This is a genomic window from Pseudomonas sp. GW821-FHT05D12, from assembly GCF_059419825.1.
This window is the reverse complement of sequence record NZ_JBWKSN010000005.1, coordinates 318,394-344,778: the sequence shown is the minus strand read 5'-3', so window position 1 is coordinate 344,778 and position 26,385 is coordinate 318,394. Positions and strand designations below refer to the sequence as shown.

General features: G+C 61.9%; 26 protein-coding genes. 11 read left to right on the top strand and 15 right to left on the bottom strand.

What is annotated here, in order from left to right:
* Nucleotides 1–89 precede the first annotated feature (89 nt).
* Together AC07SI_RS11880 and cyaY are read right to left on the bottom strand one after the other, a co-directional pair.
* Complete coding sequence (locus AC07SI_RS11880; protein ID WP_106802310.1) at nt 90–308, bottom strand: DUF1289 domain-containing protein; 219 nt, start codon at nt 306–308, stop codon at nt 90–92.
* 2 nt (nt 309–310) lie between these two features.
* Entirely contained in the window at nt 311–643 is a 333-nt protein-coding gene (gene cyaY / locus AC07SI_RS11875; protein WP_065902433.1) for an iron donor protein CyaY, read from the bottom strand.
* Nucleotides 644–881: 238 nt separating this feature from the next.
* Between cyaY and lptM the strand changes: the two genes are divergently transcribed.
* Genes lptM through AC07SI_RS11845 form a run of 6 tightly spaced genes read left to right on the top strand, consistent with a single transcriptional unit; the run spans nt 882 to nt 5,470 of the window.
* Complete coding sequence (lptM, locus tag AC07SI_RS11870) at nt 882–1,049, top strand: LPS translocon maturation chaperone LptM (RefSeq protein ID WP_017845169.1); 168 nt, start codon at nt 882–884, stop codon at nt 1,047–1,049.
* A 9-nt stretch (nt 1,050–1,058) separates the two neighbouring features.
* A complete protein-coding gene (gene lysA / locus AC07SI_RS11865; RefSeq protein WP_106802309.1) occupies nt 1,059–2,306 on the top strand; it encodes a diaminopimelate decarboxylase in 1,248 nt (415 codons plus the stop codon).
* A 3-nt stretch (nt 2,307–2,309) separates the two neighbouring features.
* Nucleotides 2,310–3,140 carry a diaminopimelate epimerase gene (gene dapF, locus AC07SI_RS11860; RefSeq protein WP_106802308.1) on the top strand — a complete coding sequence of 277 codons (831 nt, stop codon included), beginning with the start codon at nt 2,310–2,312 and terminating at the stop codon, nt 3,138–3,140.
* Nucleotides 3,141–3,153: 13 nt separating this feature from the next.
* Nucleotides 3,154–3,870, top strand: coding sequence for a DUF484 family protein (locus AC07SI_RS11855; RefSeq protein ID WP_120450487.1), 717 nt, complete (start codon nt 3,154–3,156; stop codon nt 3,868–3,870).
* A 2-nt stretch (nt 3,871–3,872) separates the two neighbouring features.
* A complete protein-coding gene (gene xerC / locus AC07SI_RS11850; protein ID WP_065902437.1) occupies nt 3,873–4,772 on the top strand; it encodes a tyrosine recombinase XerC in 900 nt (299 codons plus the stop codon).
* Nucleotides 4,769–5,470, top strand: a complete 702-nt coding sequence (locus AC07SI_RS11845; RefSeq protein WP_495005776.1) for an HAD family hydrolase — start codon at nt 4,769–4,771, stop codon at nt 5,468–5,470. The genes xerC and AC07SI_RS11845 overlap by 4 nt, the downstream gene beginning before the upstream one ends.
* A 101-nt stretch (nt 5,471–5,571) precedes the next feature.
* Here the strand turns inward: AC07SI_RS11845 and sutA are convergent, their stop codons facing one another.
* From sutA to glnK, 4 genes are all read right to left on the bottom strand, one after another.
* Entirely contained in the window at nt 5,572–5,898 is a 327-nt protein-coding gene (gene sutA, locus AC07SI_RS11840; RefSeq protein WP_015886504.1) for a dormancy-specific transcriptional regulator SutA, read from the bottom strand.
* Nucleotides 5,899–6,000: 102 nt separating this feature from the next.
* Complete coding sequence (locus AC07SI_RS11835; RefSeq protein WP_106802306.1) at nt 6,001–6,426, bottom strand: secondary thiamine-phosphate synthase enzyme YjbQ; 426 nt, start codon at nt 6,424–6,426, stop codon at nt 6,001–6,003.
* Between the two features lie 211 nt (nt 6,427–6,637).
* Nucleotides 6,638–7,978, bottom strand: a complete 1,341-nt coding sequence (locus tag AC07SI_RS11830) for an ammonium transporter (RefSeq protein WP_065902443.1) — start codon at nt 7,976–7,978, stop codon at nt 6,638–6,640.
* Between the two features lie 34 nt (nt 7,979–8,012).
* A complete protein-coding gene (glnK, locus tag AC07SI_RS11825) occupies nt 8,013–8,351 on the bottom strand; it encodes a P-II family nitrogen regulator (RefSeq protein ID WP_002555808.1) in 339 nt (112 codons plus the stop codon).
* 422 nt (nt 8,352–8,773) lie between these two features.
* Here glnK and AC07SI_RS11820 point away from each other — a divergent pair, with 422 nt between their 5' ends.
* A complete protein-coding gene (locus AC07SI_RS11820; protein ID WP_027608312.1) occupies nt 8,774–9,034 on the top strand; it encodes an accessory factor UbiK family protein in 261 nt (86 codons plus the stop codon).
* A 224-nt stretch (nt 9,035–9,258) separates the two neighbouring features.
* Nucleotides 9,259–10,755: a YifB family Mg chelatase-like AAA ATPase gene (locus AC07SI_RS11815; protein WP_106802305.1), complete on the top strand. Its 1,497-nt coding sequence runs from the start codon at nt 9,259–9,261 to the stop codon at nt 10,753–10,755.
* Nucleotides 10,756–10,806: 51 nt separating this feature from the next.
* Here the strand turns inward: AC07SI_RS11815 and AC07SI_RS11810 are convergent, their stop codons facing one another.
* Complete coding sequence (locus tag AC07SI_RS11810; protein ID WP_495005775.1) at nt 10,807–12,783, bottom strand: methyl-accepting chemotaxis protein; 1,977 nt, start codon at nt 12,781–12,783, stop codon at nt 10,807–10,809.
* Nucleotides 12,784–12,961: 178 nt separating this feature from the next.
* On the bottom strand, nt 12,962–13,882 hold the full coding sequence (locus AC07SI_RS11805) for a LysR substrate-binding domain-containing protein (RefSeq protein ID WP_065902450.1): 921 nt from the start codon (nt 13,880–13,882) through the stop codon (nt 12,962–12,964).
* Nucleotides 13,883–14,034: 152 nt separating this feature from the next.
* On the opposite strand from AC07SI_RS11805, the gene AC07SI_RS11800 reads away from it, so the two are divergent.
* A complete protein-coding gene (locus AC07SI_RS11800; RefSeq protein WP_495005774.1) occupies nt 14,035–15,438 on the top strand; it encodes a NorM family multidrug efflux MATE transporter in 1,404 nt (467 codons plus the stop codon).
* 67 nt (nt 15,439–15,505) lie between these two features.
* Here the strand turns inward: AC07SI_RS11800 and AC07SI_RS11795 are convergent, their stop codons facing one another.
* Nucleotides 15,506–17,170 carry a putative bifunctional diguanylate cyclase/phosphodiesterase gene (locus AC07SI_RS11795; protein WP_065902454.1) on the bottom strand — a complete coding sequence of 555 codons (1,665 nt, stop codon included), beginning with the start codon at nt 17,168–17,170 and terminating at the stop codon, nt 15,506–15,508.
* 267 nt (nt 17,171–17,437) lie between these two features.
* Here AC07SI_RS11795 and rep point away from each other — a divergent pair, with 267 nt between their 5' ends.
* Together rep and AC07SI_RS11785 are read left to right on the top strand one after the other, a co-directional pair.
* Nucleotides 17,438–19,447, top strand: a complete 2,010-nt coding sequence (gene rep, locus AC07SI_RS11790; RefSeq protein ID WP_065902456.1) for a DNA helicase Rep — start codon at nt 17,438–17,440, stop codon at nt 19,445–19,447.
* 58 nt (nt 19,448–19,505) lie between these two features.
* Nucleotides 19,506–20,078 carry a xanthine phosphoribosyltransferase gene (locus AC07SI_RS11785; RefSeq protein ID WP_003195447.1) on the top strand — a complete coding sequence of 191 codons (573 nt, stop codon included), beginning with the start codon at nt 19,506–19,508 and terminating at the stop codon, nt 20,076–20,078.
* A 57-nt stretch (nt 20,079–20,135) separates the two neighbouring features.
* Here AC07SI_RS11785 and AC07SI_RS11780 read toward each other — a convergent pair whose 3' ends face one another.
* The 6 genes from AC07SI_RS11780 to dadA form a co-directional block, all read right to left on the bottom strand.
* On the bottom strand, nt 20,136–22,058 hold the full coding sequence (locus tag AC07SI_RS11780; RefSeq protein WP_495005773.1) for an acetyl-CoA hydrolase/transferase C-terminal domain-containing protein: 1,923 nt from the start codon (nt 22,056–22,058) through the stop codon (nt 20,136–20,138).
* 136 nt (nt 22,059–22,194) lie between these two features.
* A complete protein-coding gene (locus tag AC07SI_RS11775; RefSeq protein ID WP_106802302.1) occupies nt 22,195–22,605 on the bottom strand; it encodes a c-type cytochrome in 411 nt (136 codons plus the stop codon).
* 182 nt (nt 22,606–22,787) lie between these two features.
* Nucleotides 22,788–23,336 (bottom strand): cupin domain-containing protein, encoded by a 549-nt coding sequence (locus AC07SI_RS11770; protein ID WP_003176893.1) that lies wholly within the window; start codon nt 23,334–23,336, stop codon nt 22,788–22,790.
* A gap of 116 nt (nt 23,337–23,452) precedes the next feature.
* Nucleotides 23,453–24,526 carry an alanine racemase gene (gene alr / locus AC07SI_RS11765; RefSeq protein WP_213551311.1) on the bottom strand — a complete coding sequence of 358 codons (1,074 nt, stop codon included), beginning with the start codon at nt 24,524–24,526 and terminating at the stop codon, nt 23,453–23,455.
* Between the two features lie 80 nt (nt 24,527–24,606).
* Nucleotides 24,607–24,960: a RidA family protein gene (locus AC07SI_RS11760; protein ID WP_034110260.1), complete on the bottom strand. Its 354-nt coding sequence runs from the start codon at nt 24,958–24,960 to the stop codon at nt 24,607–24,609.
* A complete protein-coding gene (dadA, locus tag AC07SI_RS11755) occupies nt 24,932–26,233 on the bottom strand; it encodes a D-amino acid dehydrogenase (protein ID WP_106802300.1) in 1,302 nt (433 codons plus the stop codon). Before dadA ends, AC07SI_RS11760 begins: the two co-directional genes overlap by 29 nt.
* Nucleotides 26,234–26,385 lie beyond the last annotated feature (152 nt).

The following is a 26,385-nucleotide window of genomic DNA, read 5'->3' as shown; positions in this document are numbered from 1 at the left end:
CCGCCAGGAAAAGGCGGGGTTCTCACGGGCCTCGATGAGTTGAGGCGTACCCGGACACTACCACAGCGTCACAAATAAACAAGACGACCTCAGGCGCGCGCCCTGCGCTGCTCGGCATCCAGGCAGATCACCCGGCGCCGGGCATCATCGGCGGAGCGCCATTCACGGATGTCTTCCACGTGGCGGAAGCAACCAAGGCAGACTTTATGCTCGTCCAGACGACACAAACTGATACAAGGTGACGGCACCGCCGGGCTGACATTACTGAACAGCGGCTTCGGCGGGCGGACAGGTACAGGCTGGGTCACGGTCAGATCTCGTCGAAATCCAGCTCGGCGCCGGTATATTCGTGGACCAGGCGCGCGACCATCTCGCCCAACAGCTCTTCACTCTTGTCACACTGCCACTTGCCGCTTTCTTCTTCGTAGTCGAAGTGCACGCCACCGGAGCGCGCCGCCAGCCACAGCTGACGCAGCGGCTCCTGGCGGCTGAAGATCAACTGCTGGCCGCTCTCGAACTTGACGGTCAGCACGCCGGCCGAGTTTTCCAGGTCCACGTCCAGGCCGCTGTCGTCGAAAATATCTTCCAGTGCCTGCTGGGTCGAATCCACCAGGTCGTGAAAACGGGCTTCGGTCAAACTCATTGTGGCAACCTCAAAAGTGTCTGGTTTTGCTCAAGCGCCGCACGATACGGGCGAGCCCCGCCGATTGCAAAGGATACCGATTTCATCACGATCGACGGAATGAAATATCCCCATCGAGCGTAGGACGTTTCCCGACTATCTCGGCAAACCCCCGCTGGACGGGTATTCCAGCGCATAGGCAAGCTGGCGGGTGGTCGGTATACTCGGGCGCAATTAATGCATATTCAAGGATTTCGCCATGAAGCGCCTGATCTCTTCCCTTGCTGCGCTCGTCGCGGTCGCCTGCCTCGTTAGTGCCTGTGGTCAAAAAGGCCCGCTGTACCTGCCCGATGACAGCAAAGATCCGAATGAACAGGCGCAATCGTCGCAAAAACCCGCTAAAGCGCATAAGCACGACACCTACTAAGGGAAGATCATGGACGCTTTTAACTACCGGGACGGCGAGCTGTTCGCGGAAGGCGTGGCGTTGTCCGCGATTGCCGAGCGCTTTGGTACCCCGACCTACGTGTACTCGCGCGCGCATATCGAAGCGCAGTACCGCTCGTTCACCGACCCGCTGAACGGCGTGCCGCACCTGGTGTGCTACGCGGTGAAAGCCAACTCCAACCTCGGCGTACTGAATGTCCTGGCGCGCCTGGGCGCTGGTTTCGACATCGTGTCGCGTGGCGAGCTGGAACGAGTACTGGCCGCTGGCGGCCAGGCTGACAAGATCGTGTTCTCCGGCGTCGGCAAGAGCCGCGAAGACATGCGCCGCGCCCTGGAAGTGGGCGTGCACTGCTTCAACGTCGAATCCACCGATGAGCTGGAACGCCTGCAGACCGTGGCCGCCGAGATGGGCGTTCGCGCGCCGATTTCCCTGCGCGTCAACCCGGACGTCGACGCCGGCACCCACCCGTACATTTCCACCGGTCTCAAAGAGAACAAGTTCGGCATCGCCATTGCCGACGCCGAGGACGTGTACATCCGCGCCGCCCAGCTGCCGAACCTGGAAGTATTGGGTGTCGATTGCCACATCGGTTCGCAACTGACCACCCTGCCACCGTTCCTGGATGCCCTCGACCGCCTGCTGGCGTTGATCGATCGCCTGGGCGAGTGCGGCATCTACCTGCACCACATCGATCTGGGTGGTGGTGTCGGCGTACGTTATCGCGACGAAGAGCCGCCGCTGATTGCCGACTACATCCAGGCCGTGCGCGAGCGCACCGAAGGCCGCGACCTGACGCTGATGTTCGAGCCGGGCCGCTACATCGTCGCCAACGCCAGCGTGCTGCTGACCCAGGTCGAGTACCTCAAGCACACCGAGCACAAGGATTTCGCCATCGTCGACGCGGCGATGAACGACCTGATCCGCCCGGCGCTGTACCAGGCCTGGATGGACGTCACTGCCGTGAAACCTCGCGACAGCGCACCGCGCACCTACGACATCGTCGGCCCGATCTGCGAGACCGGCGACTTCCTGGCCAAGGACCGCCAGCTCGCACTGGAGGAAGGCGACTTGCTGGCCGTGCATTCGGCCGGTGCCTACGGGTTTGTCATGAGTTCCAACTACAACACCCGCGGCCGTGCCGCCGAGGTGCTGGTGGACGGTGATCAAGCGTTCGAAGTGCGTCGCCGCGAGACGGTAGCCGAGTTGTATGCTGGCGAAAGCCTGCTGCCGGAGTAAGCCATGCTGCTGCGTTTTACCAAGATGCACGGGCTGGGCAATGATTTCATGGTCCTCGACCTCGTCAGCCAGCACGCGCACATCCTGCCCAAGCACGCTAAACAGTGGGGCGACCGGCATACCGGGATTGGCTTCGACCAATTGCTGATCGTCGAGGCACCGAGCAACCCGGAGGTGGACTTCCGTTACCGGATCTTCAACTCCGACGGTTCCGAAGTGGAACAGTGCGGCAACGGTGCGCGCTGCTTTGCCCGCTTTGTGCTGGACAAGCGCCTGACCGCCAAGCGGCAGATTCGCGTCGAGACCAAGAGCGGCGTGATCGAGCTGGATATCCGCAGCGACGGCCAGATCAGCGTCAACATGGGCGCCCCTCGCCTGGTGCCGGCGGACATTCCGTTCCAGGCCACCGAGCAGGCCACCAGCTACGCGCTGGACGTGGAAGGCAAGACTGTCGATATCGCCGCGGTGTCCATGGGCAACCCCCATGCCGTACTGCGGGTCAACGACATCAACAACGCGCCCGTGCATGAATTGGGGCCGAAGATCGAACACCACCCGCGCTTTCCGGCACGGGTCAACGTGGGCTTCCTGCAGGTGATCGACCGTACCCGCGCGCAATTGCGTGTGTGGGAACGCGGCGCCGGCGAAACCCAGGCCTGCGGTACCGGTGCTTGCGCCGCTGCCGTGGCCGCGATCAGCCAGGGGTGGATGGATTCGCCGCTGCTGATCGACCTGCCCGGTGGACGCCTGTCCATCGAATGGGCAGGCCCTGGCCACCCGGTGATGATGACCGGGCCGGCCTCGCGTGTATACGAAGGACAGGTCCGTCTATGAGTGAGCAAAGCTAATGACCGATAAGCCTCAAGTACCCGCACAAGCTACCCCGAGCGAAAGTCTGGAGGCCGCTGCCGTCGCGGCGTACCTTGAGGCGAATCCGCATTTCTTCGTCGAGCACGAAGAGCTGCTGCCGGCCCTGCGCATCCCTCACCAGCGCGGCGATACCGTGTCGCTGGTGGAGCGGCAGATGAAGATCCTGCGCGAGCGTAATATCGAAATGCGCCATCGGCTCTCGCAGTTGATGGACGTGGCCCGCGACAACGACCGCCTTTTCGACAAGACCCGCCGCCTGATTCTGACCCTGATGGACGCCACCAGCCTGGAAGAAACGGTGATCGCCGTCGAAGACAGCCTGCGCCAGGACTTCCAGGTGCCCTTTGTCAGCCTGATCCTGTTCAGCGACAACCCGATGCCGGTGGGTCGCTGGGTCAGCGGTGGCGATGCGCAAACCGCGATCGGCGGCCTGTTGTCCGAAGGCAAGACCATCAGTGGTACCTTGCGCGAGCACGAACTGGACTTCCTGTTTGGCGCCGAACAGCGCAAGCAGATCGGCTCCACCGCCGTGGTCGCGCTCAGTCATCAAGGCCTGCACGGCGTACTGGCCATCGCCAGCCGTGACCCGCAACACTACAAAAGCTCGGTAGGCACGCTGTTCCTGACCTATATCGCCGAAGTGCTGGGCCGGGTATTACCGCGCTTTACCACCGCCCTGCGCGCGGTGCGCTAGCCATGGAACGGCAACTGGACGCTTATTGCGCTCACCTGCGCAACGAGCGCCAGGTGTCGCCCCATACCCTGGAAGCTTATCGACGGGACTTGAACAAGGTCCTGGCGTACTGCGAAAAACACCAGATCAGCAGCTGGAAAGCCCTGGATATCCAGGGCCTGCGCAGCCTGATCGCGCGCCTGCACCAGCAGGGCCAGTCCTCGCGCAGCCTGTCGCGCCTGCTGTCGGCGGTGCGCGGCCTCTATCACTACCTCAATCGCGAAGGCCTGTGCGACCACGACCCGGCCAACGGCCTGTCCCCGCCCAAGGGCGAGCGGCGCCTGCCCAAGACCCTCGACACCGATCGCGCCCTGCAACTGCTGGAGGGTGCGGTAGAGGATGACTTCCTCGCCCACCGCGACCAGGCGATCCTCGAGCTGTTTTATTCCTCTGGCCTGCGCCTGTCGGAGCTGACCGGACTCAACCTGGATCAACTGGACCTGGCGGACGGCCTGGTGCAAGTGCTTGGCAAAGGCAGCAAGACCCGCGTGCTGCCGGTCGGCAGGAAGGCCCGCGAGGCGCTGCAACTCTGGTTGCCGCTACGCGCCCTGGCCAACCCGGTGGACGACGCCGTGTTTATCAGCCAGCAAGGTCGGCGCCTGGGGCCTCGGGCCATTCAGGTGCGGGTCAAGGCTGCCGGCGAGCGCGAGCTGGGCCAGAACCTGCATCCGCATATGTTGCGGCACTCCTTTGCCAGCCATCTGCTGGAGTCGTCCCAGGACCTGCGCGCGGTACAAGAGCTGCTCGGCCACTCCGATATCAAGACTACGCAGATCTATACCCACCTCGACTTCCAGCACCTGGCAACGGTGTACGACAGCGCCCATCCACGGGCCAAACGCATCAAGGGCGGCGACTCATGAGTATCAAGCTGATCACCTTCGACCTGGACGACACACTCTGGGACAACGTACCCGTCATCATCAGCGCCGAGGCGTCGATGCGCGAATGGCTGGCGGTGAACGCCGCCAAGGTCGGCGACTTGCCCCTGGAGCATTTCGCCAAGCTGCGCCAACACGTGCTGGAGCGTCATCCCGAGCTGAAATACCGCATCAGCATCCTGCGCCACCGGGTGCTGATGCACGCCTTTGAAGAGGCCGGTTATCCACAGCCCGAGGCCACGGAAATGGCCGATGTATGCTTCGAGGCGTTCATCCACGCACGCCACCAGCTCAGCGTATTCCCGGAAGCCGAGCCGATGCTGCAAGCCTTGCGCCAGCACTTTTTGCTGGGGGTGATCACCAATGGCAATGCTGATGTGCAGCGCGTGGGCCTGGCGGACTACTTTCACTTTGCCCTGCGCGCCGAAGATGTCGGCATCGCCAAGCCGGATGCGCGATTGTTTCAGGAAGCGTTGCAGCGCGGTGGCGTGGACGCCAGCGAGGCGGTGCACGTGGGCGACCACCCGGGTGATGACATCGCCGGGGCGCAGCAGGCGGGCCTGCGTGCGGTGTGGTTCAACCCGACAGGCAAGCCGTGGGAAGGTGAAAAGCGCCCGGATGCCGAGATTCGCAGCTTGACCGAACTGCCGCCATTGCTGCGCAGTTGGCATACACACTGAAGCCAGCGCCCACACAGGAATGCGGTGGGCCAGCCAGTTTGCTACAGGCATGAAAAAGCCCGCAGCGACGGCGGGCTCTTTCAGCAAGCAGGTGGCAGACCTCAGATAGGTCGGCTGCCGTACTTGTTATCTGGCTTCTTCGGTGGATCTGCCACCACGTTGGCCTCGACTTCCTGCACTTTGCCGCCTTTCGCGAGGAATTCTTCCATCGCACGGGCCAGCGCGTCGCGCTCTTTGTTCTTGGCCTCGACGCTCGGCAGTTCGTCTACCGAAACAGCAGCCTTGGCCTTGCCCTTGGCAGCCGGAACAGGCGCATCATCGCCACCGTCGTCGTCAGCAACGTCTTCAGCCGCCGCTTCAAGACCTTCTTCGGTGTCGTCTTCGTCACCTACTTCCAGTTCGTCGTTTTCCAGATCATCGTCGCTCATGTTCTACCTCATGACTTGCGAAAAGCAGATTAGTTATAGCCCAGCTTCACCCTCTGTCGAGGTCGCCGGAAAAAAATCAACATCCACTGGATAACCAGTGGCTTATGCCCCATCACCGTGCAGAGTGGCGAGGACTTTACGAGCACCGCCATGATCACGGTGCTCGCCCAGATAAACACCTTGCCAGGTCCCCATCGCCAAGCGGCCGTTCTTCACCGGCAAACTCAGCTGGCAGCCCAGGAGACTGGCCTTGAAGTGCGCCGGCAGATCGTCCGGGCCTTCGTCGTTGTGCTCGAATCCTGCCCGGCCTTGCGGCACCAGCGAATTGAAGAAACGCTCGAAGTCACGACGAACCGCCGGGTCGGCATTCTCGTTGACGGTCAACGAGGCCGAGGTGTGCTGCAGCCACAGATGCAACAGGCCCACGCGACATGCCTTCAATTCAGGCAGGCCGGCAAGTAACTCGTCGGTTACCAGGTGAAAGCCCCGGGGCTTTGCCCGCAGGGTGATCAGGGTCTGTTGCCACATACAGTTCTCCGCCCATCGGCGCGCATTCTAGCGCGCTCTGGGAAAAAACAAAGTGCCGAATACGCCTACATGCCTGTAAGACATTCGCACGCTGGAAAGTGCCGCGTGCGCCCCATCACAAACTGGGCGCAAAAACCGACACAGCTTGTTATGACTGACAAACGCCAGGCAAAAAAATGCCCGGCAAGCCGGGCATCTTTTTTTCGCGTACTTACAAGTTGTAGCCGCGCTCGTTGTGTTGCGCCAGGTCGAGGCCGACCGCCTCTTCTTCTTCGGTCACACGCAGGCCCATCACCACGTCCAGCACCTTGAGGATGATGAAGGTCACGATGGCTGTGTAGATCACAGTGAAGCCGACGCCTTTGCACTGGATCCAGACTTGCGCCGCGATGTCAGTGGTGGCCGCGTTGAAGCCGCCCAGCGAAGGGGCAGCGAACACGCCGGTCAGGATTGCGCCGAGGATACCGCCGATACCGTGCACGCCGAAGGCGTCCAGGGAGTCGTCGTAGCCCAGCTTGCGTTTCAGCGTGGTGGCGCAGAAGAAGCACACCACACCGGCAGCCAGACCGATCACCAGGGCGCCCATCGGGCCCACGGTGCCAGCGGCTGGCGTGATTGCCACCAGGCCAGCGACCACACCCGAGGCAATGCCCAGCGCGCTTGGCTTACCGTGGGTGACCCACTCGGCGAACATCCAGCCCAGCGCTGCAGCAGCGGTAGCGATTTGGGTGACCAGCATCGCCATGCCGGCGGTGCCGTTGGCTGCCGCTGCGGAGCCGGCGTTGAAGCCGAACCAGCCGACCCACAGCATCGCGGCACCCACCAGGGTGTAACCGAGGTTGTGCGGCGCCATTGGGGTGGTCGGGAAGCCTTTGCGCTTGCCGAGTACCAGGCACGCCACCAGGCCAGCCACACCGGCGTTGATGTGCACCACGGTGCCGCCTGCGAAGTCCAGCACGCCCCAGTCGCCCAGCAACGAACCCGGGCCGCCCCAGACCATGTGGGCAATCGGTGCGTAGACCAGGGTGAACCAGACGCCCATGAAGATCAGCATCGCGGAGAATTTCATACGCTCGGCGAAGGCACCGACGATCAGCGCCGGGGTGATGATCGCGAAGGTCATCTGGAAGGTGACGAACACCGCCTCAGGGAACAGCGCCGCAGGGCCGGTGATGCTCGCTGGAGTCACGCCCGACAGGAACAACTTGGACAAGCCGCCGACGAACGAGTTGAAGTTGACGACGCCCGCTTCCATCCCGGTGGTGTCGAACGCCATGCTGTAGCCGTACACGAACCACAGGATGGTGATCAGGCCGGTGATGGCGAAGCACTGCATCATCACGGAAAGAATGTTTTTGGAACGCACCATGCCGCCGTAGAACAGCGCCAGGCCTGGAATGGTCATGAACAGCACCAGCGCAGTGGATGTGAGCATCCATGCAGTGTCGCCGGAATTGAGGACTGGAGCAGCCACTTCGTCTGCCGCCATGGCCAGGCTGGGCATTACGATGGACAACAGGGCTCCGAGCCCTGCGAATTTACGCAGAGTCATATTGTTTTCTCCTGGGGCGTTGGGGTTTGGCGGCTTAGATTGCGTCGGTATCGGTTTCGCCGGTACGGATGCGAATAGCCTGTTCCAGATTGACCACGAAGATCTTGCCGTCACCGATCTTGCCGGTGTTGGCGGCCTTGGTTATCGCCTCGATAACCCGGTCAAGATCCTTGTCGTCAATGGCGACATCAATCTTCACCTTCGGCAGGAAATCGACCACGTATTCCGCGCCGCGATACAGCTCGGTGTGACCCTTCTGCCGACCGAAGCCTTTGACCTCAGTAACGGTAATGCCCTGCACGCCGATCTCGGACAACGACTCGCGTACATCGTCCAACTTGAACGGCTTGATGATGGCAGTGACTAGCTTCATGAAAACTCTCTCCCGAATTGGTGGACTTGCCCCAGGAAAACAAACCCGTCTCAAGTCTAAGCGCAGTGCCTGGCTTTGTAACGCGTCGTCGCAAGGGCAATTGCCGTGGCGACGCCAGCGAACCACTGGTGACGAAACCTGTACCCCTGATCCGTCGGCGCACTGCATTCGTCACAGCGACTGCATCAGTGCATGGGTCATGATCGTCTAAGCAGAAACCTTGCCAGCTCCGTAAAAATCACTGAAATCAGTCCTTTGCTCACTTATGCCCACCTGCGGGGCTTTCTGGCGAACGCAATGCGCACAAAAACAGTGCGTCGCCCTACGGCCAGCTGCGCGAAAAGCGTGCGCGGCAGGCCGTGAAAATCACTATAGACGCTGCGTGATACACTGCCGGCCAACAGTTTTCCGGAATATTTCCCATGCTCGCGCCCAAAGATCTCCTCGATGCCCTGAGCGGCCACGCCTCTCGCCTGTTCAGCGGCGACACCCCGCTGCCCCGCAATGAAATCGAAAGCCAGTTCAAGGCGCTGCTGCAAAGCGGCTTCAGCAAACTCGACCTGGTGAGCCGCGAAGAGTTTGATAGCCAGATGGTCGTGCTGGCCCGCACACGTGCGCGGTTGGAGAGCCTGGAAGCCAAAGTGGCTGAGCTGGAAGCGCGGTTGACACCCCCGGCCGAGTAACTGACGCAACGGGGTCAAAATGTGGCAGCAGGCTTGCCCGCGAATGCAGTCTGTCAGACATGCAGATGCTGGCAAATCCAGCGCTTTCGCGAGCTAGCCCGCTCCCACGTTTGCTCTGCGTCGTTCCCTAGATACGTTCTGTAAAACCTCCACGCCCCGCTCTATTCCACCTCGTCTACCCTTGAAAAACCGCAGGAAGCGGCCCTCCCTTTCAAGGAACGAGCATGTCCCTCGCCATTGTCCACAGCCGCGCCCAAATTGGCGTCGAAGCCCCTGCCGTCACCGTCGAAGTGCATATGGCCAATGGGTTGCCGTCCCTGACTCTGGTGGGTTTACCGGAAACCGCAGTCAAGGAAAGCAAGGACCGTGTACGCAGTGCCATTCTCAATTCAGCACTGAAATACCCCGACCGTCGGATCACCCTCAACCTCGCGCCCGCCGACCTGCCCAAGGACGGCGGGCGTTTTGATCTGGCGATTGCCTTGGGGATCCTGGCGGCCAGCGTGCAGGTGCCGGCGCTGACCCTGGATAACGTGGAATGCCTGGGCGAACTGGCACTGTCCGGCGCGGTGCGGGCGGTGAAAGGCGTGCTGCCCGCGGCGCTGGCAGCACGCAAGGCCGGACGCACCGTGATAGTGCCTCGGGCGAATGCCGAGGAAGCGTGCCTGGCGTCCGGGCTGACGGTGATTGCAGTCGACCATTTGCTCCAAGTGGTGGCACACCTGAACGGGCATGCGCCGATTGAGCCCTACAAGTCCGATGGACTGCTGTACCTGAACAAGCCGTACCCGGACCTGAGCGAAGTGCAAGGCCAGTCAATGGCCAAGCGTGCTCTGCTGGTTGCCGCTGCAGGCGCGCACAACCTGTTGCTGAGCGGGCCGCCCGGCACCGGCAAGACCTTGCTCGCCAGCCGCCTGCCTGGGTTATTGCCCCCGTTGAGCGAACAGGAAGCCCTGGAAGTGGCAGCGATTCAGTCAGTGGTCAGCCTCGCGCCACTGAGCCATTGGCCGCACCGACCGTTTCGTCAGCCGCACCACTCTGCATCAGGCCCGGCCTTGGTGGGCGGCGGCTCGAAGCCGCAGCCTGGGGAGATCACCTTGGCCCATCACGGGGTGTTGTTCCTGGATGAGTTGCCGGAGTTTGATCGCAAGGTCCTGGAGGTGCTGCGCGAGCCCCTTGAATCGGGGCATATCGTGATTTCCCGCGCCCGCGACCGGGTGAGTTTTCCGGCGCGCTTTCAACTGGTGGCGGCGATGAACCCCTGCCCCTGCGGCTACATGGGCGATCCCAGCGGGCGCTGTCGGTGCACGCCGGAGCAGATTCAGCGCTATCGCAACAAACTCTCCGGGCCGCTGCTGGACCGGATCGACTTGCACGTCACCGTCGCCCGGGAGACCACCGCGCTGAACCCGGCCCTGCAGGATGGCGATAACACGGCGAAGGCATCGGCGCAGGTTGCCGAATCCCGGGAGCGTCAGCTGAAGCGCCAGGGCTGCGCCAATGCCTTCCTGGATCTACCGGGGCTGCGCAAGCATTGCACGCTGGCAAAGGTCGACGAAAGCTGGCTGGAGACCGCTTGCGAGCGACTGACATTGTCGCTGCGCGCGGCCCACCGGCTGCTCAAGGTAGCGCGCACGCTGGCGGACCTGGAACAAGCAGACACTATCGCTCGCCATCACCTGCAAGAGGCGCTGCAATATCGTCCGGCAGCGATCACCTGAGCCTTTTGAGCATCAGCAGGGCCTGGGCAGGAAGTGTGCGCCAATCCAGTTTCAGCGAAACCGATCCACCTCATGCCGCAAGCTCGCTGCCAGCGTCTCCAGCTCCTTGGCCGTAATCGCCAGGTTCGACACCGCTTCACGCTGCTCGCTGTTGGCCAGCGCAATGCTCTGCAAGTTGCTGCTGAGCAAGGTCGCGGTGCTGCTCTGCTCCTGGGTGGCGGTGGTGATTGCGGCAAACTGCTGGCCGGCCGAGCGGCTCTGTTCGTCGATCCGTGCCAGGGCCGAGGCCACGTCGGCGTTGCGCGACAGGCCTTCCTGCATCAACACATTGCCGTGCTCCATGGTGCTGATGGCATTGCCGGTTTCCTGCTGGATGCTCTGGATCATCCCGGAAATCTCGTCAGTGGCCTGGCGGGTACGCGACGCCAGGTTGCGCACTTCATCGGCAACCACGGCAAACCCGCGGCCCTGTTCACCGGCCCGCGCGGCTTCGATGGCGGCGTTGAGCGCCAGCAGGTTGGTCTGTTCGGCGATCGAGGTGATCACACCGACGATCCCGCCGATTTCCTGGGAGCGCTGGCCAAGGGTGTTGATCACCGTGGCGGTGCTGTTCAGCGCAGTGGCGATGTGCTCAAGAGACGACGACGCCTCTTGCATCGAGGTACGGCCAATACGAGTCTGCTGCGCATTTTCCTGCGCCAGGCGCTCGGTATTGCCCATGTTGTCGGCGATGTTCAGCGAGGTGGCGCTGAATTCTTCCACCGCGCCGGCCATGCTGGTGATTTCGCCCGACTGTTGCTCCATGCCCTCATAGGCCCCGCCAGACAAACCGGACAAGGCCTGGGCACGGCTATTAACTTCTTCGGCTGCGCTGCGAATGTGCGAGACCATGGTCGAAAGCGCCTCGCCCATCTGGTTGAAGCTGCGTGCCAACTGGCCGATTTCGTCATGGCTGGACACGTTCAAGCGGGCACTCAAATCACCGGCGCCCAAGGCCTCGGCCTGACTCACCAGATCACTCAACGGCTGCAGTTTGCTGCGCAACAGCCACACCGCCGCGCCGACCGCGAACAGCATCGCCAGCACGCTGCCGATCACCAGGCGGATACCCACGGCCCAGGTGACTTCGCGGATCTCAGCCTTGGGCATGCTCGCGACCACCGACCACGGGCCGCCTTCGAAGGGCACCGAGACGCTGTAGAAGTCTTCGTTCTTGTCGCTCCAGAAACGGCCCTCGCCCGGCTTCTTCGCCAGGTCGAGCATCACCGGGATTGCCTGATCCAGTGCCTGCACGCCAGCGGGCGGCACCAGCCAGCGCTTCTGTTCGTCCAGCAACGCGAGGGAGCCGGTCTTGCCGATGCGGAAGCGCTTGAGGTTTTCGAATTGGGCATTCTGCGCGTCGGTGTAGTCGAAGCCGACAAACAGCACCGCGATCACCTTGCCGGCCGCGTCGCGCACCGGTGTGTACTGGGTCATGTAGGAACGTTCGAACAGCACCGCACGGCCCACATAACTCTGCCCGGCAAGCAGGCGTTGATATGCCGGGTGCTGATGGTCCAGCACTGTGCCGATGGCGCGACTGCCATCCTGCTTGGTCAAGGACGTGCTGACACGGATGAAGTCTTCGCCACTGCGCACAAACACCGTGGCCACGCCGCCGGAGGTGTCCTTGAATTCATCGACCTCATCGAAATCGTTGTTCAACACGTCATTGCCCAGGTACAGGCCTGGCGTCTGCATCCCGGCGACGGTAACCGGTTGATCCGCATGCACGCTCAACCCGGCGCCGAAGCGCTTTTCAAACAGCCCGCTCAAGCGCTGGGTACTTTCGCGCAAGGTGCTGTGGAAGGTGTTGAGTTGATCGGCGAGCAGGCGCGCCTCGCTGGCCAGGTGCTCTTCGCGGGTGTCGAGGTTGGCGGAGTCCAGTGAACGCAAGGCGAATACCGTACTACCGCTGATGACAACAGCCAGTATCACGGCTAATGCGAGGCCTAACTGTGAGGCAATCCGGGCGCGAGGTTGAGACATGACGGCTCCTGGCCGAGGCCAGGATCATCCTGATCTCATAGCGCTGCTCGGCAAATTATCTGATGGGAAGCGTTGGTGCACGATGGTTCCAACACACCTACTTCGGCGGACGCGGGAAATACTTGAGCGAATCACAGGGGTATCTCGCAAACGGTTGCGCACCCGTGCCTCGGGCCACTCAATCGAGGCGCTCGACCGGCGGTAAAACCATCGCCCGCACTTCGCCCTGTAGGAAGTCTGCCAGCCGCCGCAAACGCTCGCCGCCGGGGCGGGTCTTCGGCCACACCAGGTAATAATTTTCACCACTGGCCACGGCGGTCGGCCACGGCAGGCTCAACCGCCCTTGGGCCACGTCCTCAGCCACCATCAGCAAGTCGCCCATCGACACGCCGTAGCCTCGCGCGGCAGCGATCATGCCCAGCTCGAGGGTATCGAACACCTGCCCGCCCTTGAGCGATACCTGGGAGGACAACCCCATGCGCTCCAGCCAATTGCGCCAATCGCGCCGGTCCGGCGTGGGGTGCAGCAACTCGGCGGTGGCCAGCCGGGCGGCATCCCAGGGCCCATCCGCCAACAGGTTCGGGGCGCCGACGGGGATCAACAGTTCAGGAAACAGGTAGCTGGCCTCCCAGTCCGCCGGGAAATGCCCGTAGCTCAGCAGCACTGCGCAGTCGAAGGGCTCCTGGTTGAAGTCCACCTCGTCCACGCTCATCCAGGCGCTGGTCAATTGCACTTCGTTGCCCGGCTGCAACGCCCGAAAACGGCTGAGCCGCGCCAGCAGCCAACGCATGGTCAGGGTCGACGGCGCTTTCATGCGCAGGATGTCATCTTCGGCGTTCAGGGTATGGCAGGCGCGTTCCAGCGCGGCGAAGCCCTCGCGCACCCCAGGCAACAACAGGCGCGCGGCTTCGGTGAGCTGCAGGTTGCGGCCGCTGCGCTGGAACAGCCGGCAGGCGAAGTGCTCTTCGAGGGTGCGGATATGTCGGCTGACCGCACTTTGGGTGATCGACAGCTCCTCGGCCGCACGGGTGAAGGAGTTGTGTCGGGAAGCGGCCTCAAAGGCACGCAACGCGTAAAGCGGAGGAAGACGACGAGACATAGGGAAAGCTCCGACAGCGCAATGCCAAAACCCTACCAGAATCAAACAGGCATGAGTTTTAATCATGCAAGCGATCGCATTTATCCCTTTGTGCAATGCGCTGGGAGCGCCGAGAATCAACCCTCCCCCAACCCTCTGACTTTTTGAGCGTGATGATCATGCAGCATCCGGCACGTACCGAACTCTGGGCCATTCTGCGGCTGTCAGGGCCGTTGATTGCCTCACAGTTGGCGCACATGCTGATGGTGCTGACCGACACCCTGATGATGGCGCGCCTGAGCCCCGAGGCCCTGGCCGGTGGCGGCCTGGGTGCGGCGAGCTATTCATTCGTGTCGATTTTCTGCATCGGCGTGATTGCCGCCGTGGGCACCCTGGTCGCCATCCGCCACGGCGCGGGCGATATCGAAGGCGCCACACGCCTGACCCAGGCCGGGCTATGGCTCGCGTGGCTGATGGCCCTGGCGGCCGGTTTGCTGCTGTGGAACCTCAAGCCGGTTTTGCTGATGTTTGGCCAGACCGAAACCAACGTGCACGCCGCAGGGCAGTTCCTGACGATCCTGCCGTTCGCGTTGCCGGGCTTCTTGACCTTCATGGCCTTGCGCGGTTTCACCAGCGCGATTGGCAAGGCGAAGCCGGTGATGGTCATCAGCCTCGGCGGCGCGGTGGCCAACTACCTGCTCAACCACGCATTGATCGAAGGCATGTTCGGCCTGCCGAAACTGGGCCTGATGGGCATCGGCCTGGTCACGGCCCTCGTCGCCAATGGCATGGCGTTGGCGTTGATGGTCTACATCCACCGCAATCGCACGTATGCCGCCTACCCGCTGAGCACCGGCCTGCTGCGCCTCAACACCCAGTACCTGCGGGAATTGTGGCGCCTCGGCCTGCCGATTGGGGGCACCTATGCGGTGGAAGTCGGGCTGTTTGCCTTCGCCGCACTGTGCATGGGCACGATGGGCAGCACACAGCTGGCCGCGCACCAGGTCGCGTTGCAAATCGTCTCGGTGGCTTTCATGGTGCCGGCGGGGATGTCCTATGCGGTGACCATGCGTATCGGCCAACATTACGGCGCCGGGCAGTTGCTGCATGCACGCCTGGCCGGTCGCGTCGGCATCGGATTTGGCGCAGCGGTGATGTTGGGATTCGCCGCAGTGCTGTGGCTGTTTTCCGTTCCACTGATCGGACTGTTGATCGACCCCAACGACCCGGCGTTCCACGACGTGATCGTCCTGGCCGTCAGCCTGCTGGCCGTGGCCGCATGGTTTGAACTGTTCGACGGCGTGCAAACCATCGCCATGGGCTGCATTCGCGGGCTGAAAGACGCCAAGACCACCTTTCTGATCGGCGCGGGTTGCTATTGGTTGATCGGCGCTCCGTCGGCCTGGCTGATGGCCTTCACCCTGGGCTGGGGGCCGACCGGCGTGTGGTGGGGGCTGGCGCTGGGCCTGGCATGTGCGGCGCTCAGCCTGAGCTGGGCGTTTGAGGCGAAGATGAAGCGCATGATTCGGCAGGAGCCGCAGACCTACAGCTCCCTGCAGGCTGCCCAGGCGGACTGAAGGCTGCATGGATCAATGTAGGAGCAGGCAAGCCAGCTCCTACAGTTGGTGGGGTTCGAGACTCGATTCAGCCCAGCAAGGCCTGCTGGCCTTTGCCGAAGGTCAGGTACTCCACAAGCTCCGGCAACGGCAGCGGTTTGCTGATCAGGTAACCCTGGGCCTGGTCGCAGCCGAACAAGCGCAGCAGCGCCAGCTGCTCAGGGGTTTCCACGCCTTCAGCCACCACTTCCAGGTTGAGGTTGTGCGCCAGGTTGATCATCGCGTGTACCAGCTTGCGGTTCTCTTCGCGCTCTTCCATGCCGCCGACAAAGCTTTTGTCGATCTTCAGCAAGGCGATCGGCAGGCTGTTGAGGTGCACGAAGGATGAGAAACCGGTGCCGAAATCATCCAGGGAAAACCGCACGCCCAAGCGGCCGAGGGCGTCCATGGTCTGCTTGACCAGGTCACTGCGGCGCATCACGGCGGTTTCGGTGAGTTCGAATTCCAGCCACTGCGCTTCCACTCCCCGCTCACTGATCAGCCGGCTGAGGGTCGAGAGCAACTGACTGTCCTGGAACTGGCGAAATGACAGATTGACCGCCATGTGCAACGGCGGCAGGCCGCGTTCACGCAGGTCCTGCATGTCACGCAGGGCCCGGGAAATCACCCAGTACCCCAGCGGCACAATCAACCCGCTCTGCTCGGCGAGCGGTACGAACTCGCTGGGCGGCAACAGGCCGCGCTCGCCGTGGCGCCAGCGCACCAGGGCTTCGAGGCCGACGATATGGCCGTCGTCCAGGTCCAGGCGCGGCTGGTAGTGCAGCTCCAACTCGTCGCGGCGCAAGGCGCGACGCAGCTCGGTTTCCAGGTCGGCCAGGCTGCGCGCGTTGCGGTTGATGCGTTCGTTGAAGATATGAAAGGTGCAGCCCTGGGTGCTCTTGGCTTGTTGCATGGCGATATGCGCGTGCCACATCAGCGGGTCTGCACCGGCGCGCGCGCGGGCATGCGCGACGCCCAGGCTGCAGCCGATCAGCAGGCTTTCACCATCCACCCAGTAAGGCTCGGCCATCACTTCGGTGATGCGCTCGGCCATCCACTCGGCACGCTGGGGTGCGCGGCGGGTGTCGATCAGCAGGGCGAATTCATCGCTGCCGAGGCGCGCGAGCTGGTCGCCCGCCTCGAGCTGGCTCTTGAGCCGCGAGACCACTTGCAGGATCAGGCGGTCACCGGCCTGGTGGCCGAGGGCGTCGTTGGCATGGCGAAAGTTATCGAGGTCCAAGTGACCGAGGGCCAGGCCGCGACCTTCATTCTCGGCCAGCCGCGCAGCCAGCAGGGTCTGGAAGCCCTGGCGATTGGCGATACCGGTCAGCGGGTCCTGTTCGGCCAGGCGCTGCAGGGTATTTTCCAGCAGGCCGCGCTCGCGAACGTGGCGCAGGCAGCGGCGCAAGGTGTCAGCGTCCAATACCGCACGAACCAGCCAGTCACTGACGCCCAGGGGCGAAACCAGGGGCTCCTGCTCCAGCAACAACACGCACGGCAGGCTGCAACGGCCAGGGCCGGGTTGCAGGCTGGGCGTGGTCAATAGAACGGCGCTGTGATCGTCATCGAACAGACGACTCACGGACTCCCAGTTTGGTGCGCTGATCAGCACAGCCCCATCGCCCATCGGCGCCAGGCACTCGCGCAACAACGCTGCCCACGCTGGCTCATCGGCCAGTAGCAGCAAACGCAAGGGTTCGACAGGCGTAGACAAGCTAGCTCCCTAGACTCTGCAAAATTTCGTTGGCGGCGGGCATTATGACGTGCGGCCTGATAATCACCAATGATAGGGGTTATCAAATACGCCATCTGTAAAGGTTAGTGGCAGCTAATCACAAAAAGCCTCCGACATCCTGCGGCAAAGTATCAAAACCGGCAAATTTAGATCGAGTGGTACGTCACACTGTCGTTCTGACAGAGCAGAATCCTGCCAGCCTGTTAAAATGCCCGCCCTTTTGAACAACGACTCCCTGAATCCTGTATGTCCCGACTCAATCCCCGGCAGCAAGAAGCCGTGAACTACGTCGGCGGCCCTCTATTGGTGCTCGCCGGCGCAGGCTCCGGCAAGACCAGCGTGATCACCCGCAAGATCGCGCACCTGATCCAGCAGTGCGGCATCCGCGCCCAGTACATCGTCGCCATGACCTTTACCAACAAGGCGGCGCGGGAAATGAAAGAGCGTGTCGGCACCCTGCTCAAGGGTGGCGAAGGCCGTGGCCTCACCGTGTGTACCTTCCACAACCTGGGGCTGAACATCATCCGCAAGGAGCATGTGCGGCTGGGCTACAAGCCGGGCTTCTCGATCTTCGACGAGACCGACGTCAAGGCCTTGATGACCGACATCATGCAGAAGGAATACGCGGGCGACGACGGCGTCGACGAGATCAAGAACATGATCGGCGCCTGGAAAAACGACCTGATTCTGCCCGCCGAAGCCCTGGAAGCCGCGCGCAACCCCAAGGAGCAGACCGCCGCCATTGTCTATACCCACTACCAGCGCACGCTCAAGGCGTTCAACGCGGTGGACTTCGACGACTTGATCCTGCTGCCGGTGAAGCTGTTCCAGGAGCACGCCGACATCCTCGAAAAGTGGCAGAACAAGGTGCGCTACCTGCTGGTGGACGAATACCAGGACACCAACGCCAGCCAATACCTGCTGGTGAAGCTGCTGATCGGCACGCGCAACCAGTTCACCGTGGTCGGCGACGATGACCAGTCGATCTACGCCTGGCGCGGCGCCCGCCCGGAAAACCTGATGCTGCTCAAGGACGACTACCCGTCCCTGAAAGTGGTGATGCTGGAGCAGAACTACCGCTCCACCAGCCGCATCCTGCGCTGCGCCAACGTGCTGATCTCGAACAACCCCCACGAGTTTGAAAAACAACTGTGGAGCGAGATGGGTCATGGCGACGAGATCCGCGTGATCCGCTGCCGCAACGAAGACGCCGAAGCCGAGCGCGTGGCCGTCGAAATCCTCAGCCTGCACCTGCGCACCGACCGGCCGTACAGCGACTTCGCGATCCTGTATCGCGGCAACTACCAGGCCAAGCTGATCGAGCTGAAGCTGCAGCACCACCAGGTGCCGTATCGCCTGTCAGGTGGCAACAGCTTCTTCGGACGCCAGGAAGTGAAAGACCTGATGGCCTACTTCCGGCTGATCGTGAACCCGGACGACGACAACGCCTTCCTGCGGGTGATCAACGTCCCACGCCGGGAAATCGGTTCGACTACCCTGGAAAAGCTCGGCAACTACGCCACCGAACGCAAGATTTCGATGTACGCCGCCACCGATGAAATCGGCCTGGGCGAACACCTGGACTCGCGTTTCACCGATCGCCTGTCGCGCTTCAAGCGCTTCATGGACAAGGTGCGCGAGCAGTGCGCCGGCGAAGACCCGATCAGCGCGCTGCGCAGCATGGTCATGGACATCGACTATGAGAACTGGCTGCGCACCAACAGCTCCAGCGACAAGGCCGCGGATTACCGCATGGGCAACGTCTGGTTCCTGATCGAAGCGCTGAAGAACACCCTGGAAAAAGACGAAGACGGCGAGATGACCGTCGAAGACGCCATCGGCAAACTGGTGCTGCGCGACATGCTCGAGCGCCAGCAGGAAGAAGAAGACGGCGCCGAAGGTGTGCAGATGATGACCTTGCATGCGTCCAAGGGCCTGGAATTCCCCTACGTGTTCATCATGGGCATGGAAGAGGAAATCCTCCCGCACCGCTCCAGCATCGAAGCCGACACCATCGAGGAAGAACGGCGCCTGGCCTACGTGGGCATTACCCGCGCGCGTCAGACGCTGGCCTTCACCTTTGCCGCCAAGCGCAAGCAATACGGCGAAATCATCGATTGTGCCCCCAGCCGGTTCCTCGATGAGCTGCCACCGGACGACCTGGCCTGGGAAGGCAATGACGACACCCCGACCGAGGTGAAGGCCGTTCGCGGCAACACCGCCCTGGCGGATATACGCGCGATGTTAAAGCGCTAGAATCGACTACTTTTTAATCTACTTTCGGCGCACAACGCGCCATTAGAGGAAGCTTTCCGTGGAAGCACTGCACAAGAAAATTCGCGAAGAAGGCATCGTGCTTTCCGATCAGGTACTCAAGGTCGACGCCTTTCTGAACCACCAGATCGACCCGGCGCTGATGAAACTGATCGGCGACGAATTCGCCGCGCTGTTCAAGGACTCGGGCATCACCAAGATCGTCACCATCGAAGCCTCCGGCATCGCCCCGGCGATCATGACCGGCCTGAACCTCGGCGTACCGGTGATCTTCGCGCGCAAGCAGCAATCGCTGACCTTGACCGAAAACCTGCTGTCGGCGACGGTGTACTCCTTCACCAAGAAAACCGAAAGCACCGTCGCGATCTCGCCGCGTCACCTCACCAGCAGCGACCGCGTGCTGGTGATCGATGACTTCCTGGCCAACGGCAAGGCGTCCCAGGCGCTGATTTCGATCATCAAGCAGGCCGGCGCCACCGTGGCCGGCTTGGGAATTGTGATCGAGAAGTCGTTCCAGGGTGGCCGTGCGGAGCTGGATGCACAGGGATACCGAGTGGAGTCCCTGGCACGGGTCAAATCCCTCGCCGGTGGTGTGGTCACCTTCATCGAATAATCGCAAAACCGTGTAGGAGCCGGCTTGCCGGCTCCTACAGTAGGTTTGTGGCGGGTTTTAATGCGCGGTGGCTTGTAGGCCAGCGAGCAGCAAGCGCTGATACAAATCTTCTTTCAGCCCCTCCGGCTGATCCAGGCGCATCCGCTGCAGATGCTTGGGAAACGCCTCCGGCTCCGGCGCGTCCAACGCGGCCTTGCCCAGCTCCAGGATCTCCGTCAGCTTGAATTTGCTCTTGAGCCAATTCAATGCCCGCAGCAGGTCCCGCTCCTCGTTCGTGAAGTCACTGCCCAGCGGATATTCCGGAAACAGCCGACGATGCCGTGCCTGGATGGCCTTGAGGCGCTCCGGCGTGTTATCGCTGAAACGCGGGTCCAGCTCGAAATCCTTGGGCAACTTGCCGGCCTTTTGCGCCTGCTCGATCAAGTCAGCCTGGAAACGTGAGTCAGTGATGTTGAGCAAGGCCTCGATCACCTTGGCATCGGTCTGACCGCGCAGGTCGGCAATGCCGTACTCGGTAATGACGATATCGCGCAGGTGCCGCGGAATCGTGCAGTGGCCATACTCCCAGACGATATTCGAACTGACCTCCCCCGCCGACTCGCGCCAGCTGCGCAGGATCAGGATCGAACGCGCGCCTTCCAGCGCATGCCCCTGGGCCACGAAGTTGTACTGCCCGCCGACGCCGCTGAGCACGCGACCATCTTCCAACTGGTCCGCCACCCCGGCGCCGAGCAACGTCACCATGATCGCGCTGTTGATAAACCGCGCGTCCTGGCGCTGCAGGCGCTTGAGGTCTTCCTGGCCATACAGCTCGTTGATGTAGCTGATGCGGGTCATGTTGAATTCCAGGCGCTTGGCGTGGGTCATTTCCTGCAGGCGCTGGTAAAAACTACGCGGCCCGAGGAAGAACCCGCCATGGATCGACACACCGTCGGGCTGCGCGGCATCATCGATCAGGCCGGCATTCGCCTGCTCCTGGGTCGCCACATCCGGGTACACCTTGCGCCGCACGATCCCGGCGTCAGCCAGCACTAGCAAGCCGTTGACGAACATTTCGCTGCAGCCATAAAGGCCACGGGCGAACGGATCGACGCCGCCTTCATGGCTGATCAGGGGCGCCCACTGGTACACATCCAGATCCGTCAGCAGCAAGCGGTAGGACTCGTTGTCGGCCTGACGCGCCAACAGCGCAGCCGTCAGCGCATCGCCCATCGAGCCGATGCCGATCTGCAAGGTGCCACCATCACGTACCAGGGTGCTGGCATGCAGGCCGATAAAGTGATCCTGGAACCCCACCGGCATGTTCGGCGTGGAGAACAGCGTGGTGTTGTCCTTTTCGTCGAGCAGGTAGTCAAATTCATCCATGCCCAGCTCGGCATCACCGGGCATGTAGGGCAAATCGCTGTGCACCTGACCGACCACCAGGATGGTTTCCCCGGCGGCGCGGCGCTTGGCGATCATCGGCAACAGGTCGAGGGTGATATCGGGGTTGCAGCTCAGGCTCAGGCGATCAGGGTGTTCGGCGCTGCTCGCCACCAGCTGCGCCACCAGGTTCAGGCCGGCGGCGTTGATGTCGCGGGCCGCATGGCTGTAGTTGCTGCTGACGTAATCCTCCTGGGCCGAGGTGCTGTGAAGCAGGCTGCCGGGCTGCATGAAGAACTGCTGCACGTGGATATTTTTTGGAAGGCTGTCCTTCTGCAGGTCGGCGAGAAAGTCCAACTCGGGGTAATCGCCAAACACGCGCTCGATGAAGGGTTCGAGAAAACGTTTCTGCAGGCCGTCGCCCAAGGTCGGGCGGCCCAGGCTCAGCGCGGTATAGATCGTCAGCGCCCGGTCCGGCAACTTGGCGATGCGCCGGTACAAGGCATTGGCAAACAGGTTCGGCTTGCCCAGCCCAAGGGGCATGCCCATGTGGATATGCGCCGGCAAGCGCGCCAGTACGTCGTCAACTGCTTGCTCGATTGAACACAACTGCACCATCCGACCCTCCTGAACATTCCATGATTAGGGGTTGGACAGAGAGTGGCGGGTCTTTGCTGCAAAGACCAGACTCGAAACACAAATTGCAGGCACAAAAAAGCCGCTCGTAAGCGGCATTTTTGCCGAAGATCGGCGGTTACAGGCCGGACATCTTCTTGATCGCGCCCTTCAGATCGTCATCCGTGCAATCCGCGCAGGTGCCTTTAGGCGGCATGGCGTTGATGCCGGTGATGGCCTTGGCCAGGATGCCATCAAGGCCGCCCTGATGATCGGCACGTTCTTTCCAGGCCGCGGTGTCGCCAATCTTCGGCGCACCCAACAGGCCGGTGCCGTGGCAGGCGTTGCAGTGCTTGGCGATGATGTCGTCCGGCGTCTTCGCAGCGCCTCCGCCAGCGGTTACCGCCACTTCCATCCCTTTGCATTCCTGGCCCTGGACGCAGACTTGGCCGACCGGCTCCAGGCGTTTGGCAATTTCATCATTGGTCGCAGCTTGAGCGCTGACAGCCCATAGGGCCAGTACGGTTGCTGGTGCAGCCAGCATTTTCATAATTAGGTTCACGCGTTCACCCTCAATGGTGGCTATTCACGCCTGCGGCCACGGTTTCGCAGGCGGCGAAAGTATAACGGTTAGCCCGTCTGGCCGAAACAACCCTATTAAATAAAGGGAGATTCAGCCTCACGGAATACTGCCACGGGAACCTCTGCAACGCTGGCAGGGCGCCTCTATTGTTAAAAGTTCGCGGGTGTGGCTGCGCTGATTAGTCGCGCCGGCACGTCGAACGGGTTGCGAAAACGATGCGGCTTGGTGCTTTCAAAGTAGTAGCTATCGCCGGCTTCGAGCACAAAAGTTTCAAGACCGACCACCAGTTCCAGACGACCTTCCACCAGAATCCCGGTTTCTTCGCCTTCGTGGGTGAGCATTTCTTCGCCCGTGTCGGCGCCCGGCGGGTAGATTTCGTTGAGAAAGGCAATGGCCCGGCTCGGGTGTGCGCGGCCGACCAGTTTCATGGTGACGGCGCCGTCAGAGATGTCGATCAGCTCATTGGCTTTATAGACGATCTGCGTCGGTATTTCCTGGAGGATCTCCTCGGAAAAGAACTCGACCATCGACATGGGGATGCCGCCCAGCACCTTGCGCAAGGAGCTGATCGAGGGGCTGACACTGTTTTTTTCGATCATCGAAATGGTGCTGTTGGTGACACCCGCGCGCTTGGCGAGCTCACGCTGGGAAAGACCCTTCAGTTTACGGATGGATTGCAGTCGTTCGCCGACGTCCAATGCAGGTGCCTCCTAGGATTCAGGCTTTGTTGTAGTTGAGCGTTATCATGGCGACAGCGTTCAGTATTTACAACACTTGGGCCTAAATCCCGGGCAGCGGCGTTCGTAGTGTGCGATCAAGCGCCGGAATAGAGCCTTGGCACCCGGCGCAGGTTGCAGAAGATCTGGTAGGGAATGGTCTCGGCGGCGGTCGCGATATCACTCGCGAGGATGTTTTTACCCCACAACTCCACCGTGGAACCCAGGCCCGCTTCAGGCACGTCGGTGAGGTCGATGCACAGCATGTCCATGGACACGCGCCCCAGCAACTGGCTGCGCTGCCCTGCCACCAGCACCGGCGTACCGGTCGGCGCATGGCGCGGGTAGCCATCGGCGTAACCCATGGCGACCACGCCGATGCGCATCGGTTTTGGCGTGATGAACTTGGCGCCATAGCCCACCGGCTCGCCGGCCGGCAGCTCGCGCACGCAGATGACTTTGGATTCCAGGGTCATCACCGGCTGCAAACGCGCGGCGATGGCCTGGTTTTCGCCAAACGGCGTCGCGCCGTAGAGCATGATGCCCGGGCGTACCCAATCGCTGGAGACATTCGGCCAACCCATTACCGCCGGCGAATTGCGCAGGCTGACCTCGGCCGACAAGCCCTGGCGCGCCGCGTCGAACACCGCTACTTGTTCATTGCTGCGCACGCAATCGAGTTCATCGGCGCGGGCGAAGTGGCTCATCAATACAATCTTGGCCACTTTGCCGCTGGCCAGCAGCCGCTGGTAGGCCTCGTGGTAATCCTTGGGATGCAGGCCGACGCGGTGCATGCCCGAATCCAGCTTGAGCCACACGGTGAGCGGCTTGCTCAACACGGCCTGTTCGATTGCCTCCAATTGCCACAGCGAATGCACCACGCACCAGAAATCGTGCTCGATGATCAGCGGCAACTCGTCGGCTTCAAAAAAACCTTCGAGCAGCAACACCGGCGCACGAATGCCGCCAGCGCGCAGCTCCAATGCCTCCTCGATGCAGGCCACGGCAAACCCATCCGCCTCGGCTTCCAACGCCTGGGCAACTCGAACGGCGCCATGGCCATAGGCATCCGCCTTGACCACGGCGAGGGCTTTTGCCCCGGTCACTTCACGGGCCAATTGGTAGTTGTGGCGCAGGGCTTCAAGGTCGATCAGGGCACGGGCAGGACGCATGGCGGCAGGCTTCTAGGCGGCAGAGTGAAGAAAAAACCGGCACCGACCAACCACTTCGGCACCGGGAGAGGGATCGTTGTTTAAGGCAGCGCGGCCACGACGGACAGCTCGACCAGGATTTGCGGCTCGCACAGCTTCGCCTCAACCGTGGCACGGGCCGGGGCGACGCCTTTGGGCAGCCACTTGTCCCATACCGCATTCATGCCGGCGAAATCGGCGTCGATGTCCTTCAGGTAAATCGTCACCGACAGCAGCTTGGTCTTGTCGGTACCGGCCAGGTCGAGCAGCCGCTCGATATTGGCCAGGGTTTCACGGGTCTGCTGTTCAATCCCGGCATTCATGTCGTCGCCGACTTGCCCGGCCAGATACACGGTACCGCTGTGAACGACGATCTGGCTCATGCGCTCATTGGTGAGCTGGCGCTGGATTGACATGTTTTGCGGACTCCTGGTGGTTGCCATAACGGGAAATATCGAGACCTTCGGCGCTGATTTGCGGTGTTTTCTTCGCCATCAAATCAGCGAGCAAACGACCGGAACCACAGGCCATGGTCCAGCCGAGGGTGCCGTGGCCGGTATTCAGGAACAGGTTCTTGAACGGGGTGGCACCGACAATCGGCGTACCATCGGGGGTGGTCGGGCGCAGGCCGGTCCAGAATGTGGCTTCGGTCAAATTGCCGCCCTGAGGATAAAGGTCGTTGACGATCATCTCCAGGGTTTCACGCCGACGCGGGTTAAGCGACAGGTCAAAACCGGCTATTTCAGCCATGCCGCCGACGCGGATGCGGTTGTCGAAACGGGTGATCGCGACCTTGTAGGTCTCGTCGAGAATGGTCGACGTCGGGGCCATCGCCGGATTGGTGATCGGCACGGTCAGCGAGTAACCCTTGAGCGGATACACCGGGGCCTTGATCCCCAACGGCTTGAGCAACTTCGGCGAGTAGCTGCCAAGGGCCAGCACGTAGCGGTCGGCCGTTTCCAGCTTGCCGTCGATCCAGACGCCGTTGATGCGGTCGCCGGCGTAGTCGAGGCGCTGGATATCCTGTTCAAAACGGAACTCCACACCCAACTGCTTGCACATGTCGGCCAGGCGCGTCGTGAACATCTGGCAGTCGCCAGTCTGGTCGTTCGGCAGGCGCAGGGCACCGGCGAGGATATCGGTGACGCTGGCCAGGGCAGGTTCAACGCGGGCAATGCCGGCGCGATCGAGCAGTTCGAACGGAACGCCGGACTCCTTGAGGACGGCGATGTCCTTGGCAGCCCCATCCAACTGGGCCTGGGTGCGGAACAGCTGGGTAGTCCCCAGGCTGCGGCCTTCGTAGGCAATGCCGGTCTCGGCGCGCAATTCGTCGAGGCAGTCACGGCTGTACTCGGACAGGCGCACCATGCGCTCTTTGTTCACCGCATAACGGCTGGCGGTGCAATTGCGCAGCATCTGCGCCATCCACAGGTATTGATCGATATCGGCGGTGGCCTTGATGGCCAGGGGCGCGTGGCGCTGCAGCAGCCACTTGATGGCCTTGAGCGGCACGCCCGGTGCGGCCCATGGCGACGCATAACCTGGGGACACCTGGCCGGCGTTGGCGAAACTGGTCTCCATGGCCGCGGCGGGCTGGCGGTCGACGACAACCACCTCGAAACCGGCCCGAGCCAAATAGTAGGCACTGGTCACACCAATGACGCCGCTACCCAAGACCAGAACGCGCATTTTTATATCCTCATCACGGGCTTAGCCGCTGACGTGTGTTATTCGAGCAATGATGGGCGCAGTATAAAAAGCAATCGCCAGTGCATTTCACTATATAAATGCCTATATTTGGCGACAATTCTCGGCAAAAACCCTTTTCACAGAGGCGTATC